Raw genomic sequence first — 17767 nt, 5'->3', positions numbered from 1 at the left:
AAATTGCAAAGAAAATAATTTGGGGATTTTGATACATATCACGAATGGGATTTGCTGCGCACAGCCCATAGAGCTCCGCTCTGAAAATGGAAAAAGGACAAAAAGAAAGTTGAGTAAACTCAATTCTTTTTATCCTTTTTTTCATTTATTCGTGACCCTGAAGGGATTCAAACCCCCAACCGCTGGAGCCGAAATCCAGTGCTCTATTCAGTTGAGCTACAGAGCCAATTTAATTTATGATAATTTGTCTTTTACAATAGTAGAAATTGTTTTCCCATCGGCTTTACCTGCCAATTGACCACTAACCATGCCCATCACTTTGCCCATATCCTTCATGCCTTCAGCACCTGTCTTAGCAATAACATCTTCAACCACTTTTGCAATCGCCTCTTCACTCATAGCTTCTGGTAAAAATTGCGCTATAACTTCGGCTTCTGCTAGTTCTGGAGATGCTAAATCTTCACGACCTTGCTCTAAAAATATAGCAGCACTATCTTTACGTTGCTTTACTTGCTTTTGAAGAATTTTAAGCTCCTGCTCTTCTGTTAACTCTTCCTTAGAACCTGTTTCTGTTTGAGCTAATAATATAGCAGATTTCACAGCTCTTAAAGCTGTTAAGGCTGTTTGATCTTTAGACCTCATAGCGTCTTTAAGCGCCGTCATTATTTTAGTTGTTAAGCTCATGATTCTCTAATTTATTAGCTGCGAAGATAAAAATAAAATATAAGTTAATCCACATATGTGTCCTATTACTACACGCTTTTTTAGACTATTTTTTATAATAAAAAACCCGAAAGTTAAAACTTTCGGGTTTTCCAATTAAAAAAAGGCACTCTTACTATCAATCAAAACATTGATTAATCTACATTATCATGCAGAAAGGAATTATTACTTCTTAATTGAATATCGTCGTTATCATCAACACCTAAGCTTGTTCTAGACACATTAGAATCAGAAGAGTGCTGTGCATCTTCTAAATCTAAACCTTGACGCTTATATGCTGGTGTTTTTTCAATTTCGTCAATTTTTGAGGCGTTAAATTTATAATTAAAGCTTTTCATTTTACGTCTTCTCTCATCAGCTCTTTCCTTTAAAATATCTGAAATAGAACTATTCATTGGATCTAAATCTTCATCCGTTTCCTGAGGTACTATTTCTTTAACTACCTTTTTCTCGAATTCAATTTCAGCATCATACTCTTTTTCGATTTCTGGCTTCTTCTTCGGATTATTCATAGCCGAATCAATTTCCTCATAATCGTCCAAAGCGTAACGCTTAACTCCAGTACGGGTATTTTCACTAACAGGAATAATCTCTACAGGCTCCTTAACCTCTAGGTCTTTTATTTCACTATCTAATTGGTGCACTATAGGCTTCTTAAACTCTGAAGCTTTAGGCTCTGGATTTTGAATTCTAGGTTCTTGTTCTCGATATGATTCTTGCTTCGTATTTAACGTGCGCTCCTCAACCTTATCCTCTATAGACTCTTCAGTTAAAGGCATATCGAATGTTAAAGTAATCTGTTGTTTATTATGAACAGGCTCTTCCTGCACAACGTCATTTTTCTCTGATGATGGTGTGATTACAAAATCATCTTCTGTATCAAAATCTGCGACAACCTCGTCATAAACAACATTAATATTTTTTATCACTTCCGTTGTAGGAACAATCCCTAAGTCGGCCATTGTTAACGGCTTTTTAGGTTTTTCTATGGGCTCCTCTTTCGGTTGAGCTTGTTGTTCTTGTTTCGGCTGTTGAGCTTGTTGTTGCACTTGTTTCGATGCGTGTCCTTTTTCAAATTGAGCTAAAGGATCTACATTTTCATCTAAGTCTAGGGTATGCTTAACTACTGGAGCAGGTTCTGGTTTAGCCTCAACTACTGGTTTTGATGGTATATTCTGAACTGGCTGAACAGGTTTCTTTGCCTCATCTTCTAGAGTATGGATTACGCGCTTTGTTTCTGTATTAGAAATCTCATCTTGTTGTTCCACATTAAATCCAGTAGCAATAATAGTTACAGCAATAGATTCGTCTAAACTATCATCTTCACCAACCCCCATAATAATATTCGCACCGTGACCCGCTTCGGCTTGAATATGGTCGTTGATTTCACCTATCTCATCAATAGTTATTTCTTGGTTTCCTGAAACGATAAGCAACAATACGTTTTTGGCACCTGTAATTTTATTGTCGTTTAATAACGGAGAATCTAAAGCTTTACGGATAGCATCTTGAGCACGATTTTGTCCGGAAGCGGTAGAAGACCCCATTATTGCCGTACCACTATTACTTAATACTGTTTTAGCATCACGTAAATCAATATTTTGTGTGTAGTGATGAGTTATTACTTCGGCGATTCCTCTAGAGGCAGTCGCTAAAACCTCATCAGCTTTAGAAAAACCAGCTTTAAAACCAAGGTTTCCGTAGACTTCACGAAGTTTATTATTATTAATCACAATTAAAGAATCGACTTGAGCTCTCAAGTTTTCAATTCCTTTTTGCGCCTGTTCGTTCCTCATTTTTCCTTCGAACTGGAAAGGCATAGTAACAATTCCTACCGTTAAAATATCTAAATCTTTAGCCATTTTAGCGATAATTGGCGCCGCACCAGTACCGGTACCTCCACCCATTCCTGCAGTTATAAAAACCATTTTGGTATTGGTTCCTAACATGCGCTGGATCTCGTCTATACTCTCTACTGCCGACTGCTCTCCAACTTCTGGATTCGCTCCCGCACCTAAACCTTCTGTTAGGTGAACACCTAATTGTATTTTATTTGGTACGCCACTATTTTGAAGGGCCTGTGCATCTGTATTACAAATTACAAAGTCTACCCCTTTTATACCTTGTAAGAACATGTGGTTAATAGCGTTACTACCGCCACCACCAACACCAATAACTTTTATAACATTCGATTGGTTTTTTGGTAAATCAAATGCGATGCTTTCGAATTCTTTGTTGCTCATAAATTCTGTTTTACTGGATCAATTAATCTATTTATATACGCCATTTACGACGTAATTGTATTATTATTTTTGTTATTCTGCGTTGTCCAAAAAATCCTTTACTCTTTCTGTTAAGGAGTCTAAAAACGAACGCTTTGGCTTTTTTGGCGGTTCTATTTCTTCTTGTTCCGCTTCATCTTTAGCCGCTTCTTCTTCTATTTTTTCTTGAATTTCTTCTTCAATCTTCTCCTCTACTTTTCTTCGCTCTTGACGCTTTAACCCGTCCATAACCAGTCCGACAGCTGTTGCAAATAACGGACTGGTGATTGCGTCATCGCTATCCCCTGCCAAATGCTCGTTAGGGTAGCCAATACGCGTATCCATACCCGTAATATATTCTACTAATTGCTTAAGGTGTTTAAGTTGACTCCCTCCACCTGTTAGTACAATACCTGCAATTAATTTCTTTTTCTGCTCTTCGTGACCGTAATTCTTAATTTCTACATAGACTTGTTCTACGATTTCCACTACACGAGCGTGAATAATTTTAGATAAGTTTTTAAGCGTAATTTCTTTAGGCTCACGACCTCTTAGTCCTGGAATAGAAACAATTTCATTATCCTTATTTTCTCCTGGCCATGCCGATCCAAACTTTATTTTTAATAACTCGGCTTGCTTTTCTATAATCGAGCAGCCTTCTTTAATATCCTCGGTAATCACACCTCCTCCAAAAGGAATTACTGCGGTATGACGGATTATACCATCTTTAAAAACGGCTAGATCGGTAGTCCCTCCACCAATATCAAGTAAGGCTACTCCAGCCTCTTTCTCTTCTTGACTTAATACAGCATGTGCAGAAGCTAAAGGCTCTAAGGTAATGCCTTCAAGCTCCAAACCTGCGCTTTTAATACAGCGACCCACGTTTCTAATAGAAGACACTTGCCCAACGACCACATGAAATGTCGCTTCCAAACGACCACCATACATTCCGATTGGTTCTTTAATTTCTGCCTGACCGTCAATTTTAAATTCTTGAGGTAAAACATGAATAATCTCTTCACCCGGAAGCATAACCAATTTGTGAACTTGGTTAATTAATCGATCGATATCCTCCTCATCGATTACGGTTTCTGAATCCTCTCTTGTGATATAATCACTATGCTGAAGACTGCGAATATGCTGTCCCGCGATACCCACTGTGACGCTTTCAATTTTAACAGATGCCGCTGCCTCAGCCTCTTGAATGGCTAATTGTATCGATTGAATTGTTTGGGTAATATTATTTACCACACCACGATGCACCCCTAAGCTTTTAGATTTACCTATTCCTAAAATCTCAACTTTTCCATACTCATTCTTACGACCAATCATAGCCACAATTTTTGTGGTTCCTATGTCTAATCCAACTGCTATATTATGCTCCATAACTTATACTTTGGTACATACAACTTGGTTATCAAATTGCAAATTTACTTTGCTATATTTATTTACCGCTTTATCTTTAATTATTTTTTTATAAAACGCTCTTAAATTATTTACTTTTTTATCGAGGTGATTCAATGTTCCTAATTGCACAACGAAATCCGATTGTCTTAATTTTAATTCAATAGTTTTATCGCTCTTTTGATGGATTTGTATCACATTTTTTTTTAGGAACTCATCATTATAAACTTTATTCGCAATTATAAAAACATTTTCCAACTCATTTTTATTGATTGCTCCCGTTACTAAAGGCACACGCTCTGTATAATTGTTTGATAGAGGCATAACACCTCCATGACTATCAATATAAAAAGACTGCCCAGTGCTCACTCTTGCAATCGGTTTTTTTTGTTTAATTTTTGCTGTAAACTCACCGTTTACACTCACATAAACTTCGGCGGAATCAATCATAGGATTAGCCAACAAGCGCTTCTCCAAACCATTCAAATCTAAAGCTTCTTTTGTGATATTTAAACCCCCTAACTGATTTTGTATTAACAACTTACTAACATCATCATGCGTAATAAATAAGTTTTGTTCTCCTACAAATTCAATCTTAGGCTCGGTAATTTTTCTCGCACCATTTCTTACCGAAGAAAAAGCATATAAGAACACTACTATCACTAATAGAAACACAATTTTTATGTTATTCCAATTAATTCTCACGGCTCAATGCATTTTTAATTTTTGATACTTCGGCTCCTATATCTCCTGCTCCTATGGTTAACACCACGCGCGATTTACGCGCTTTAATTTTTTCTACTAAACTCGCTTTACTTACGAGCTGCTTATTAGAATGACTAACCATATCTAATAACCATTGCGAATTCACACCATCTATTGGCAATTCTCGTGCTGGGTAAATATCTAATAACAATAACTCATCAAACTGCGACAAACTCTCTGCAAACTCCTTTCCAAAATCGCGAGTTCTTGAAAATAAATGAGGTTGAAATACCGCCATCACTTTATCGTTAGGGTACATTTCCCTAACCGCCTGATGCACCGCATTAATTTCGGCTGGGTGATGTGCATAATCATCTACAAACACACAGTCTTCCGACTGTATGTGATAGGTAAATCGGCGTTTCACACCTTTATAAGTCGCTAGAGCCTCTACTAGGTCATGCACAGGAAGACCAAATTCGATAGCCATCGCCATGGCAACAACTGCATTCGCCAAGTTGTGACGTCCAGGTAAATTAAATCTTACCTTCTCCACTAGGGTTTCTGGTGTTTTAAAATCAAAGACATAAGCGCCATTTTCAACCCTAACCTGTTGTGCTGAATAATCCGCATCGTCTTCGACACCATAAGTTATTCCTTTTAAAGGCAATCCGTTTTTTACTAACAGCTTACCCTCCGGCTTAAGTTTTCCTACAAAAGCTTCAAATGATTTTATTAACTCGGTAGCATCACCATAAATATCCAAATGATCGGCATCCATAGATGTAATACATGCGATATTTGGCGCCAAGGTTAAAAACGAACGATCAAACTCATCGGCCTCTATAACACTTACCTCATTACCATTTTCTATTAAATTAGAATTATAGTTTTCACTAATCCCGCCTAAAAAAGCCGTTAACTTCACATCACATTGATACATGATATGCCCTAAGATACTCGTGGTAGTTGTTTTGCCATGAGTTCCTGCCACAGCCAAGCAAAAACTATGTTTAGTTATCAAGCCCAACACTTCAGAGCGCTTTAAAACATCATAGCGATTATGCTTAAAATAAGCCAATTCACGATGATCTTTAGGCACTGCCGGTGTATACACCACTAAGGTTGTAGAGGTGTTATAAAACGCCTGATCGACATTAGAAATAGAATCCTCATAATGCACTTTTATCCCCAAATCGACCAAAGTTTTAGTCAATTCAGTTTCGGTTTTATCATATCCAGCAACATGTTTCCCGCTACTTTTAAAATAGCGTGCCAATGCACTCATACCGATACCACCGATACCTATAAAATAAACGTTATGTATTCTCTCTAAATCCATAGTCTCGCCCTAAAAAGGACTTGTATTTTTTTTATTTTTTATTCTGCTTTAACAAGCTTTCAACTTCATCTACTATTTCTTTGGTTGCATTTACCAAAGCCAATTTTTTAATATTCTCACTCAGCTGTTTTTGACGTTCTGGTGAGGCTATTAATTGCGAGAATTTATTCTTAAAATCGACTTCTAAATCTTCTTGAGCGATTAATAAAGCTGCATTTTCTTTCACTATAGCCATTGCATTTTTGGTCTGATGATCTTCAGCCACATATGGTGAAGGCACAAAAACCACTGGCTTACCAACGATACACAACTCTGAAACCGATCCTGCTCCAGACCTAGAAATAATAAAATCGGCTGCCGAATATGCGTAATCCATACGATTGATATACGCGTGAATTTGCACATTTTTAGTATGTCCGTTAAGCTTATACTGCTCGTAATACAACTTACCACATTGCCATATAATTTGCAGGTTTTGTGTTTGTAAAAAATCCAATTCTTTCTTGAGCAGCTCGTTTATCGCACGCGCCCCTAAACTTCCACCGAGAACCAACAATGTTTTTTTATCTTCAACCAAATTAAAAAAGCGCATCGCTTCTGTTTTTTTAGTTGCTATATCCAACAAATCTTGTCGTACAGGGTTCCCTGTTTTTATAATTTTATTAGCCGGAAAAAAACGTTCTAAACCATCGTAAGCGACACAAATTTTTTGCACTTTTTTAGCCAACAGTTTATTGGTAATTCCAGGATAAGAATTTTGCTCTTGAATAATACTCGGAATACCCTTAGAAGACGCTACATGTAATAGCGGCCCACTAGCAAATCCTCCAGTACCGATAGCTATATCTGGCTTAAATTGATTTACAATTTTTCGCGCTTTATACAAGCTATTGATTAGCTTGAAAGGAAAAAGCATATTCTTTAAGGTTAGTTTGCGTTCGATACCTGTAATCCATAAGCCTTTAATATCATACCCCGCATTAGGCACTTTTTCCATCTCCATTCTATCTTCTGCACCAACAAACAAAAATTGAGCGTCTGGATAGCGTAACTTTATCTCGTTAGCAATAGCAATAGCCGGATAGATATGTCCACCTGTACCACCCCCAGATAATATAATTTTATATGTATTTGTTTTTTGACTCACTTAATTATGATAACGTCTTGTTTATATCTAAATAGCTTCCGAAAGAATTTCTAACGGATTATCTTCTCTAACTTCTTGTTCTTTTATCTCTTCTCTTTTAGCACTTACACTCAAAATGATTCCTATAGCAAGGCATGTCATCCAAATCGATGTCCCTCCACTACTAATTAATGGAAGTGTCTGCCCGGTAACCGGAAACAATTCTACTGCAACCGCCATATTAATCATGGCTTGAAACACTATAGGCAAGCCCACGCCAAGCACTAACAGCTTACCAAAAATGGTATCTGCTTTTTGGGCTACAATTACAATTCTAAACAGCAACCACATATACATTATAATCAAGAAAAAACCACCTATCAACCCATACTCCTCAACGATAATCGCGAAAATAAAATCGGATGACGATTGTGGTAAAAAGTTTTTCTGCATACTTTTCCCTGGCCCTAGGCCCTTAATTCCTCCTGAAGCAATGGCTATTTTTGCTTTTTCAATTTGGTAATCGGCTTCCGTATCCTCTCCATTTGAGAAATTCTCTACACGACTCATCCAAGTATCTACACGGTTAGGCATAGCATCAGGAAAGGCTTTAGCCACCAAAACAAACATTACTAATCCTACAACACCTAGCCCCAACATTGCTATGAGATAACGAATAGGGTACCCTCCCAAAAACACCAACATAGCCACCATAACAAACAAAATTGCTGTTGTCGAAAAATTGGATGGCAAAATTAAGGCTAATAGTAGAAATACCGGCAACCAAAGTGGTAAAATTGATTCTTTAAATGAAATTACTTTGTCTTTCATTTTAGACATGTAACGCGCAACGTATACCATAAGCACTACAGATGCGAAAGTAGACGTTTGAAACGACATCCCCACAAAGGGAATACGAATCCACCGACTAGCATTTGCGCCTTCAATAGTGGTACCTTGCATGATAGTAACAACCAGCAACACAAAAGCCAAAGGCATCATAACCATAGATAGCCCTCTAAAATAACGATAGGGCACTTTATGCATTAGATACATTAAAGAAAACCCTAAAAACAAATGCATAAAATGCTTCACCAAGAAACTAAACGTATTGGTGTTACCACCAACATACGCTAAATTACTCGCCGCACTATATACAGGAAGAAATGAAAATATAGCCAATAGTGCCGCTATCGCCCATATTAACCGATCTCCCTTAAGGTTCGAAAAAAACCTTTTTAAGTTTATATTACTAGTGTTTTCTTTCACTGATTACCCCTTTGGTTTTATTATAATTTTCTTACTGCATCTTTAAACTGACGCCCTCTATCTTCATAACTTTCAAACAAATCGAAACTCGCACAGGCAGGAGACAATAACACACTATCACCTGGTTCTGCTAATTTATACGCCATCTTAACCGCTTCACTCATAGACTGGGTTTCGGTAATAACATCAACCATATTACCAAAGTTCTCAAGTAACTTAGCATTATCCACACCCAAGCAAATAATAGCTTTCACTTTTTCGTTTATAAACTGAAACAACTCTTTATATTCATTTCCTTTATCGGTACCTCCAACAATCCAAACCGTTGGCGTTTCCATACTTTCAAGAGCGTAATACGTCGCATTAACGTTTGTCGCTTTAGAATCGTTTATATACTGTACTTTATTAATTTTTAAAACGTGCTCTAAGCGGTGCTCTACACCCTGAAAGTTCTCTAAACTTTCGCGAATGGTTTGCTTTCTAATTTTTAATAAATGCGCTACAGTAGAAGCAGCCATAGCATTTTTTAAGTTGTGTTTCCCCTCTAATGTTAATTTATTTGATGGCATAATTATTTTATCGTTATCTATTGTTATTACTATATTTTCGTTTTCCAAGTACGCACCGTTTTCTATTCTTTTCGTTAGAGAAAATGGCAATAATTGCGATTCAATGGTATTGTTTGCTAACCAATTTACTATAACCTCATCGTCGGCATCATAAATTAAATAATCCGTTTTTGTTTGATTTAATACAATTCTAAATTTAGAATCGATGTACTTTTCAAACTGGTATTCATAGCGATCCAAGTGATCGGGTGTAATATTGGTTAATACTGCTATTTCGGGTTTAAAATCTACAATTCCATCCAACTGAAAACTGCTAATTTCCAGAACGTAATTTTCGTAATCATACTCTAAAACTTGTTTAGCAAAGCTATCTCCTATATTACCAGCTAAGCCTACATTAAGAGCTTGTTTTAAAATATGATGTGTTAAAACAGCCGTGGTTGTTTTTCCATTACTTCCAGTTACCCCTACTAGCGTTGCATTAGTAAACTTTGACGCAAATTCGATTTCTGAAACAACAGGAACACCTTCTTTTTTTAACAATTTCACCAAAGGCACACTATCTGGAATCCCAGGACTTTTCATCACAAGGTCTGCTTGTAAGATTCTAACTTCGGAGTGCTTTTCCTCTTCCCAATCGACACCTTTATTTATAAGAACGTTTTTATACTTTTCTTTAATTTTTCCTTTATCAGAAACAAACACATCATAACCCTTAGCTTGGGCTAGCAATGCGGTTCCTACACCACTCTCTCCTCCTCCTAGTATGACTATTTTAGTTTTCTGACTCATTGCTCCCGTGGTGATAACTGCTTATCTTAATTTTAAAGTCACTATTGATAGTACCGCCAAGAAAATCCCTACAATCCAAAATCGGGTAACAATTTTACTTTCGTGATAGCCTTTTTTCTGATAGTGATGATGCAAAGGCGACATTAAAAAAATGCGTCGTCCTTCTCCATATTTTTTCTTCGTGTATTTAAACCAGGTAACCTGTAGGATTACAGACAGTGATTCGGCAAAAAAGATTCCACACAATACAGGAATCAACAACTCTTTTCTTACAGCGATGGCAATAACCGCAATAATCCCACCTATGGTTAAACTCCCCGTATCCCCCATAAACACTTGTGCCGGGTAGGTGTTATACCATAAAAACCCAATTAAAGCACCAGCAAATGCGGCTATAAACACTACGAGCTCACCGAGTCGTGGAATAAACATGACATTTAAATAATCTGAAAAGAAGATGTTACCAGACACGAATGCAAAGACAGCCAAAGCAAAGACTATAATGGCCGAGCTTCCAGCCGCGAGTCCGTCAATACCATCGGTTAAATTAGCCCCATTAGACACTGCTGTGACAATAAAAATTACGATAGGTATAAAAATCAACCAAGCATACTTCACATAATCATCACCAAAAAAGCGCATAATTTCAGCATAATCGAATTCATTATTTTTAACAAAAGGTATCGTCGTTTTCACAGAACCTGTTTCCTCTTTAAACTCACTGCGAGTGGTGCTCTGCACAACCTCTGTCTCCACCTGAACTTGAGTTACTAGCGTTTTTTCTTTAATAGTAACTCCCGGATGGAAATACATTACTGAACCGACAAAAATCCCTAGACCAACCTGCCCAAGCACTTTAAACTTTCCACTTAACCCCTCTTTATCTTTTTTAAATACCTTAATATAATCATCTGTAAAACCAACCAATCCCATCCAAATCGTTGTGATAATCAACATAATGACATAGATATTATCCAATTTCGCAAATAACAAGACAGGGATTAGTGTAGCCAAAATAATGATGATCCCACCCATTGTTGGGGTACCTGCTTTCTCTACCTGACCTTCTAATCCTAAATCACGCACCGACTCACCCACTTGCATACGCTGTAGGATTCTGATTATTTTTTTTCCGAAAATTGTAGAAATCAATAATGATACGATAATAGCCAAAGCAGCTCTAAAGGTGATGTACTGAAACACCCCCACCCCAGGAATATCATAATGTTTTTCTAAAAAATCGAATAAGTAATACAACATATTATTTCTGTAATTGCTTTAATAATTTCTCTACTATTTTATAATCGTCAAAATCGGAACGCACCCCTTTTATTTCCTGATACGTTTCGTGTCCTTTTCCTGCTATTAGAATAATATCTCCAGGATTTGCTAGTTGACAAGCGGTTTTAATCGCTTGCTCTCGCTCTGTAATAGAGAGTGTTTTCTTAAAATTTTGAGGCTCTACACCACTTTCTATATCTTTTATAATCGCCTCAGGCTCCTCACCCCTTGGGTTATCACTGGTAAACACCACTTTTGTACTTAACGCAGAAGCTATATGTCCCATTTTAGGTCGTTTCGTAGCATCTCTATCACCACCACAACCTACTACAGTAATTAGTTCTTCATTTTTAGTACGAATGCTATTTATAGTTTCCAATACGTTTTTTAAAGCATCAGGTGTATGTGCATAATCCACAATAGCCGTAATGTTACCTTCAGAAATTAAATATTGGAATCTTCCGCTTACACTTTTCAACTCACTAATCAACCTCAAGACCTCTACCTTTTCAAGACCTAACAACTCGGCAGTAGCAAAAATCGCCAACACATTGTAGGCATTAAAATCCCCTACTAAACGAGTCCACACTTCACTACCATTAATTTTTAACAGCAATCCACTAAAAGAATTCTCTAAAATTTGTGCCGTATAATCGGCATAACTTTTAAGCGCATAGGTATACTTCTTGGCCTTTGTATTTTGAAGCATCACCGGACCATTTTTATCATCGGTGTTTACTACAGCAAAAGCCTGTTTTGGCATCTGGTCGAAAAACCTTTTTTTAACATCGCGATATTCTGCAAACGTCTCATGGTAATCCAAATGATCGTGAGACAAGTTTGTAAAAACGCCTCCTTCAAACTGAAGACCGTCGGTTCTATTTTGATGAATACCATGCGAACTCACTTCCATAAAGCAAAATTCGACACCCTCATTATTCATTTCCTTTAAATACCGATTTATTGTCAATGAATCTGGCGTAGTATGCGTCGCTTTATACGCTTTATTATCTACTTTCACTACGACGGTTGACAGCAAGCCAACTTTATACCCTGCATTTTTAAACAGTTGATACAATAGCGTAGCGATAGTTGTTTTACCATTGGTACCCGTTACTCCTACTAACTTTAAATTTTGCGATGGATTATCGTAAAAATTAGAAGCCATTATTGCAAGCGCTTTACTAGAGCTCACCACTTCTATATAAGTCACTGACGCCCCTATATGCGTCGGCAAAACTTCACAAACTACAACGGCTGCACCTTTTTCGATAGCACCTTCTATATAATCATGGCCGTCCACAGCACTTCCTTTAACCGCTATAAACACATCATTTTTTTCAATATTCTGAGAATTGAAATGCAGAGCTTTCACAGAAACTTCCGTACTACCCACCACCGATTCGATGGCCACCTTATACAATATGTCTTTTAATAATTTCACTATACCGCTAATACTATGGTTTGATTTTTCTTTACTTTTTGTCCTTTCGGAATCGATTGTGATGTTACCACACCAACTCCTTCAATTTTTACTTTTAGTCCTAAATTTTCACATAATGCTATCGCATCCATTGCTGGTAAACCAACAACATTTGGCATTATAGTTTTATAGGTATTTGCTATCTTATAATAGTCCTGAAACTCCTCTTCTACGGAAGCATTATTAACTTCAAGCGACTCGATTTCATCTATAATAGGCGTATCTGTAAAAATCTTTCGTGCTATCTTTTTAAATACTGGACCTGACACATCCGCTCCGTAGTATCCTTTTTTAGTACTTGGTTTATGTATCACAACAATACAGGAGTACTTAGGGTTCTCTGCCGGAAAATACCCAGCAAAAGAAGATACATATCTCGGGTTCTCTTTCCAGCCTTTCATCCAATACTCTGTTTGTGCCGTACCCGTTTTTCCTGCCATAGAAAAGTATTTAGAATATAATTTTCTTCCTGTTCCCTTCTCTACTGTGTTTTTAAGCATCGCCTGAACAGCTCCTAAAGTCGCATCAGAACAAATTTTCTCACGTCGGACCTCTTTTTCGAATACTTTTATTTCCTTATCTAATTCTTTGACTTGCTTAATAAAACGTGGCTTTACCATCTCACCATCATTAGCCACTGCATTGTAAAACGTTAACATTTGCAAAGGTGTTAACCTTAAATTATAACCATAAGCCATAGACGGCAATGCGTTTCGGCTCCAATCTTTATCTCCTGGCTCGTAAATTACCGGATCTCCCTCCCCAATAATAGAGACATCTAATTTGGTGTTTAGACCCCATTGCTTTAGTCTATTTATAAACTTCATTGGGTTTTTCGCATAAGCATCATCTAAAATGGAAGCGATTGCAATATTAGAAGACACCTCAAAAGCTCTACCCACAGATATTTTACCATAGCCACCATGTCTAGAATCACGCACACGTTTACCATAAAATGTTTTCACACCATTACCTGTATCAATAACAGTAGACGTATCGACCACCTTATCTTCTAAAGCCGCCATATACGTTGCCAACTTAAACGTTGACCCCGGTTCGTGAGACTCCCACACCGCATAGTTTCTTTTTTCGTAATACGTTCCTGACGGACTTTTAGCCAAATTAGATATCGCTCTAATCTCACCAGTCTTTACTTCCATAACCACCACACAACCGTGTTCGGCATCATATAATTCCAACTGCTCTAAAAGCGCATGATGCGCAATATCTTGCACATTAACATCTATTGTGGTATACACATCGTACCCATCCTTTGGCTCAACTTGATTATAATCAACAATAGGTTTCCATTGACCTTTACCAATATTTTGTTTTAATCTATGCCCGTCTACTCCTCGTAAATACAACTCACCAAAAGCACCATCTATTCCTGCACGCGTAATATTTCCATCATCATCTTCCCGCTCATAACCTATAGTTCGCATAGAAATCCCACCCATAGGATGCTCTCTCTTTGTGGTTTGCTCTACAATTAATCCTCCTTTATAAGCACCGAGATTTAACATAGGAAAATCTCGTAACCTTATATAGTCTGAATACCCAATATCCCTAGCCAATAAATAGTATCTATTTTTATTAGCACGAGCTTTTTTAATTTCCTTTTGATAGTAACTAGAACTTTTTCCTGAGTACGCCGCAAGAGAATCACTCAATGGCTTTAAAAATTTTTGAAAGGTTTTAGTTGAAGGCGTTATCGCATCGATTCGAATATCATACTTCGGAATAGAGGTCGCCAATAAATTGCCTTTAACAGAATACACATTCCCTCTATTAGCAGGGATAACAACATCTTTTACAGTACGCTTTTCAGCCAAGGCCCTGTATTCGTCACCAACAACAAACTGAATAGTTAGCAACTTAAAAACCACAGCAAGCCCAAAGATGAACATACATCCAGCTATAAAATACAATCGGTTTAATATGTTCTTTTCGTTTACTGCCACGACCGAACGTTAATTTTGTGGTTTTACTTTTATTTTTTGAGGCGGTACCTCGGAGGTTCTTAACCCTTTTTCTCTCATTTTAACTTCAATGGACGATTCTTTTTTTAATTCCATTAAACGCCCTCTTCCATCAATAAATGCCGATCGCAATTCTTTAGCTTCATTTTTCAATCGCGCTATTTTATATACTTTCTTATCGGCACTATGCGAACTTGCAATCATTACTATAGCTAAAACTGAAACAAACAGAATCATTCTCCAGTTTTTAACAGAGTCTCCGCTCACTAAAAACGTCCCTCTTAATAAACCATAAATATTTTTTTTCATTACAATTAATTCGTCTTTTACTTACAGTATGTACTACAAATTTGCTTTGTAACTATATTTTCTCAGCAATTCGAAGTTTTGCACTTCGCGCTCTATTATTACGTTTTATCTCTTCTTTTGAAGGCACAATCAATCCGCCAACTTTCTTTAAAGGCACTTCATAATTACCAAACATATCACGCTCTGGCTCACCTTCAAACAACCCATTTCTTATAAATCGCTTCACCAATCTATCCTCTAAAGAATGGTACGATATAAAACTTAAGCGCCCATTAGGCTTTAAAATCTCTGGGGTTTGCAACAAAAATTCTTTTAACGCTTCAATCTCCTGATTCACCTCAATTCTAATCGCCTGATATATTTGCGCCAACACTTTATTTTCATGTCTTGGCGGCAAGAACTTTTTTAAGACCTCTTTTAATTGCTCACTTGTTTTAATAGACTCTTGTTCTCTGTGCTCAACAATTAAACTCGCCATCGCAGGAGCGGCACGCAATTCGCCATACTGAGCTAACACTCGCCTCAAGTCGTCTTCATCATAATCATTAACAACATGGTAAGCAGACAACTCACTTTTTTGATTCATTCGCATATCTAAATCAGCCTCAAAACGTGTTGAAAACCCACGCTCTGCAACATCAAACTGATGCGAAGAAACTCCGAAATCGGCCAAAACCCCATCCACCTCTTTCGCTCCATAAAACCTTAAAAAACGTTTTATAAACCTGAAATTCTCATGAATAAGCGTAAATCTAGGATCGTCTATTTTATTTTCAAGCGCATCAGCATCCTGATCGAAAGCAAACAACTTTCCGTTTGGACCTAAGCGACTTAATATTTCCTTGCTATGACCTCCGCCACCAAAAGTAACATCGACATAAACACCATCTTCTTTGATGTTTAAACCGTCTACCGTTTCTTTTAATAATACTGGATTATGATATTCCATCTATCTCATCATCTTGTCCCATAACCTCTTCAGCTAAAGCTGCAAAATCTAAAGCTGCATCGTCTATGGCTTGTTCGTATTTATCTTTATCCCATATTTCAACAATATTAATTGCCGAAGAGACCACAATATTTTTAGTAATTCCCGCAAAACCGATAAGGTCTTTTGGAATCAATAATCTTCCGTTTGCATCCACCTCAACCATTTTTACACCAGCCGTAAATCGACGAATAAAATCATTATTCTTTTTATTAAATCGATTCAGCCCGTTCATCTTCTGCATTAACAACTCCCATTCCGCCATAGGATACAATTCTAAACACGGCTGAAAAACAGCTCGCTTTAACACAAACCCATTTTGCAACACTGGAGAGAGCTGCTTTTTAAGCGCAGAAGGAAGCATGACACGTCCTTTTGTGTCTGCTTTACATTCGTATGTGCCTATTAATGAGTTCAAAGCGATTTTAAAAATAAGTTTGGTTTAAGATTCAAATATATTGAAAAATATACCACTTTTTACCACAATTTACCACTTTGTTAATAACTAATTGCGTAAAATATGGTTTTAAACCCCCTAAGAGCTAAGACGATACCGTTCAGGAACTGTGTTTCAAGGCTTTAAAATTTAAAAGCCAATACGCTAAAGTTTTCTTAACATCTGTATATAAACTGTTTACTTAACAATCACAGTATTATGTTTTTATTTTGAATGAATTAACTATATTTGCTATAACTGATTTGACTACACTTAATGACTCATACTATAAAAAAAGAAGGAAAATATAACTATATTGAAGCAGGTGAAGGCACTCCAATTATTGTACTACATGGCCTTATGGGAGGCTTAAGTAACTTTACAGCAGTACTTAATCACTTTAGTAAAAAAGGCTACCAAGTAATTATTCCGGAATTACCGATTTACAGTAAACCGCTTCTAAAAACGAATGTAAAATCGTTTGCAAAGTTCGTACACGAATTTATTGAGTACAAAGGATTTGACAAGGTTATTTTACTAGGAAACTCATTAGGTGGCCACATCGGCTTATACCTAACAAAACTTCACCCTGAATTAGTTAAAGCCTTGGTAATTACCGGTAGCTCTGGTTTATACGAAAGTGCTATGGGCGGCGGTTACACCAAACGTAGCGACTACGAAGTAATGAAGAAAAAAGCACAAGAGGTGTTTTATGACCCTGCAGTTGCCACAAAAGAAATTGTAGACGAAGTTTACGAAACTGTAAACGACCGTGGCAAGCTAATTAAAACTGTAGCTATTGCTAAAAGTGCTATTAGACATAATATGGCAAAAGATTTACCTAAAATGACTACACCAACATGTATTATTTGGGGTAAAAACGATACGGTTACACCTCCAAATGTAGGAGTTGAATTCAATGAACTTTTACCCGATTCAGATTTATTTTGGATTGACAAATGCGGTCACGCAGCGATGATGGAGCACCCTGAGGAATTCAATGCCGTTTTAGATGCTTGGTTACAAAAAAGAGGCTTCTAAAGCCCCGCTTTTAACACCATAAAACAATACACTACCGTAAGCCATTATTTATCCTA

15 protein-coding genes and 1 tRNA gene are annotated in these 17767 nt (G+C 37.0%); 1 reads left to right on the top strand and 15 read right to left on the bottom strand.

Annotated elements, in window-relative coordinates:
• Positions 1-152: 152 nt before the first annotated feature.
• The 15 genes from BLV64_RS09600 to mraZ all read right to left on the bottom strand — a co-directional run bounded on the left by BLV64_RS09600 (position 153) and on the right by mraZ (position 16652).
• Positions 153-226: transfer RNA gene (locus BLV64_RS09600), tRNA-Arg, on the bottom strand.
• Positions 227-234: 8 nt separating this feature from the next.
• Positions 235-684 (bottom strand): GatB/YqeY domain-containing protein, encoded by a 450-nt coding sequence (locus BLV64_RS09595; RefSeq protein WP_092134560.1) that lies wholly within the window; start codon positions 682-684, stop codon positions 235-237.
• A gap of 173 nt (positions 685-857) precedes the next feature.
• Positions 858-2966 (bottom strand): cell division protein FtsZ, encoded by a 2109-nt coding sequence (gene ftsZ / locus BLV64_RS09590; protein ID WP_092134557.1) that lies wholly within the window; start codon positions 2964-2966, stop codon positions 858-860.
• 72 nt (positions 2967-3038) lie between these two features.
• Positions 3039-4370 (bottom strand): cell division protein FtsA, encoded by a 1332-nt coding sequence (ftsA, locus tag BLV64_RS09585; RefSeq protein WP_092134554.1) that lies wholly within the window; start codon positions 4368-4370, stop codon positions 3039-3041.
• Positions 4371-4373: 3 nt separating this feature from the next.
• Positions 4374-5093, bottom strand: a complete 720-nt coding sequence (locus tag BLV64_RS09580; protein ID WP_092134552.1) for a cell division protein FtsQ/DivIB — start codon at positions 5091-5093, stop codon at positions 4374-4376.
• Positions 5083-6435: a UDP-N-acetylmuramate--L-alanine ligase gene (gene murC / locus BLV64_RS09575; RefSeq protein WP_092134549.1), complete on the bottom strand. Its 1353-nt coding sequence runs from the start codon at positions 6433-6435 to the stop codon at positions 5083-5085. The genes BLV64_RS09580 and murC overlap by 11 nt, the downstream gene beginning before the upstream one ends.
• Positions 6436-6466: 31 nt before the next feature.
• Positions 6467-7582: an undecaprenyldiphospho-muramoylpentapeptide beta-N-acetylglucosaminyltransferase gene (gene murG, locus BLV64_RS09570; protein WP_092134546.1), complete on the bottom strand. Its 1116-nt coding sequence runs from the start codon at positions 7580-7582 to the stop codon at positions 6467-6469.
• A 27-nt stretch (positions 7583-7609) separates the two neighbouring features.
• The gene (locus BLV64_RS09565) at positions 7610-8830 is read right to left on the bottom strand and encodes an FtsW/RodA/SpoVE family cell cycle protein (RefSeq protein WP_245705893.1); all 1221 of its coding nucleotides are present in this window, start codon (positions 8828-8830) and stop codon (positions 7610-7612) included.
• 20 nt (positions 8831-8850) lie between these two features.
• Positions 8851-10191 (bottom strand): UDP-N-acetylmuramoyl-L-alanine--D-glutamate ligase, encoded by a 1341-nt coding sequence (murD, locus tag BLV64_RS09560; protein WP_092134543.1) that lies wholly within the window; start codon positions 10189-10191, stop codon positions 8851-8853.
• 21 nt (positions 10192-10212) lie between these two features.
• Positions 10213-11451, bottom strand: coding sequence for a phospho-N-acetylmuramoyl-pentapeptide-transferase (gene mraY, locus BLV64_RS09555; RefSeq protein ID WP_092134540.1), 1239 nt, complete (start codon positions 11449-11451; stop codon positions 10213-10215).
• A 1-nt stretch (position 11452) separates the two neighbouring features.
• Positions 11453-12916 (bottom strand): UDP-N-acetylmuramoyl-L-alanyl-D-glutamate--2,6-diaminopimelate ligase, encoded by a 1464-nt coding sequence (locus tag BLV64_RS09550; protein ID WP_092134537.1) that lies wholly within the window; start codon positions 12914-12916, stop codon positions 11453-11455.
• A complete protein-coding gene (locus BLV64_RS09545) occupies positions 12916-14865 on the bottom strand; it encodes a penicillin-binding protein (RefSeq protein WP_092134534.1) in 1950 nt (649 codons plus the stop codon). The genes BLV64_RS09550 and BLV64_RS09545 overlap by 1 nt, the downstream gene beginning before the upstream one ends.
• Positions 14866-14928: 63 nt before the next feature.
• Complete coding sequence (locus tag BLV64_RS09540) at positions 14929-15246, bottom strand: FtsL-like putative cell division protein (protein WP_092134531.1); 318 nt, start codon at positions 15244-15246, stop codon at positions 14929-14931.
• Positions 15247-15298: 52 nt separating this feature from the next.
• On the bottom strand, positions 15299-16195 hold the full coding sequence (gene rsmH / locus BLV64_RS09535) for a 16S rRNA (cytosine(1402)-N(4))-methyltransferase RsmH (RefSeq protein WP_092134528.1): 897 nt from the start codon (positions 16193-16195) through the stop codon (positions 15299-15301).
• Positions 16182-16652, bottom strand: coding sequence for a division/cell wall cluster transcriptional repressor MraZ (gene mraZ, locus BLV64_RS09530; RefSeq protein WP_092134525.1), 471 nt, complete (start codon positions 16650-16652; stop codon positions 16182-16184). Before mraZ ends, rsmH begins: the two co-directional genes overlap by 14 nt.
• A gap of 294 nt (positions 16653-16946) precedes the next feature.
• Here mraZ and BLV64_RS09525 point away from each other — a divergent pair, with 294 nt between their 5' ends.
• The gene (locus BLV64_RS09525; RefSeq protein WP_092134522.1) at positions 16947-17711 is read left to right on the top strand and encodes an alpha/beta fold hydrolase; all 765 of its coding nucleotides are present in this window, start codon (positions 16947-16949) and stop codon (positions 17709-17711) included.
• The last annotated feature ends 56 nt before the right edge of the window (positions 17712-17767 follow it).

The organism is Bizionia paragorgiae, assembly GCF_900107625.1.
GTDB classification, from domain to species: domain Bacteria; phylum Bacteroidota; class Bacteroidia; order Flavobacteriales; family Flavobacteriaceae; genus Bizionia; species Bizionia paragorgiae.
This window is presented reverse-complemented; position numbering and strand designations above follow the sequence as displayed.

Coding starts and splice junctions, on each gene's coding strand:
- BLV64_RS09545 (WP_092134534.1), bottom strand. CDS start 14,865: ATGTTCATCTTTGGGCTTGCTGTGGTTTTTAAGTTGCTAACTATTCAG.
- BLV64_RS09525 (WP_092134522.1), top strand. CDS start 16,947: ATGACTCATACTATAAAAAAAGAAGGAAAATATAACTATATTGAAGCA.
- BLV64_RS09595 (WP_092134560.1), bottom strand. CDS start 684: ATGAGCTTAACAACTAAAATAATGACGGCGCTTAAAGACGCTATGAGG.
- ftsZ (WP_092134557.1), bottom strand. CDS start 2,966: ATGAGCAACAAAGAATTCGAAAGCATCGCATTTGATTTACCAAAAAAC.
- BLV64_RS09540 (WP_092134531.1), bottom strand. CDS start 15,246: ATGAAAAAAAATATTTATGGTTTATTAAGAGGGACGTTTTTAGTGAGC.
- murC (WP_092134549.1), bottom strand. CDS start 6,435: ATGGATTTAGAGAGAATACATAACGTTTATTTTATAGGTATCGGTGGT.
- rsmH (WP_092134528.1), bottom strand. CDS start 16,195: ATGGAATATCATAATCCAGTATTATTAAAAGAAACGGTAGACGGTTTA.
- ftsA (WP_092134554.1), bottom strand. CDS start 4,370: ATGGAGCATAATATAGCAGTTGGATTAGACATAGGAACCACAAAAATT.
- mraY (WP_092134540.1), bottom strand. CDS start 11,451: ATGTTGTATTACTTATTCGATTTTTTAGAAAAACATTATGATATTCCT.
- murD (WP_092134543.1), bottom strand. CDS start 10,191: ATGAGTCAGAAAACTAAAATAGTCATACTAGGAGGAGGAGAGAGTGGT.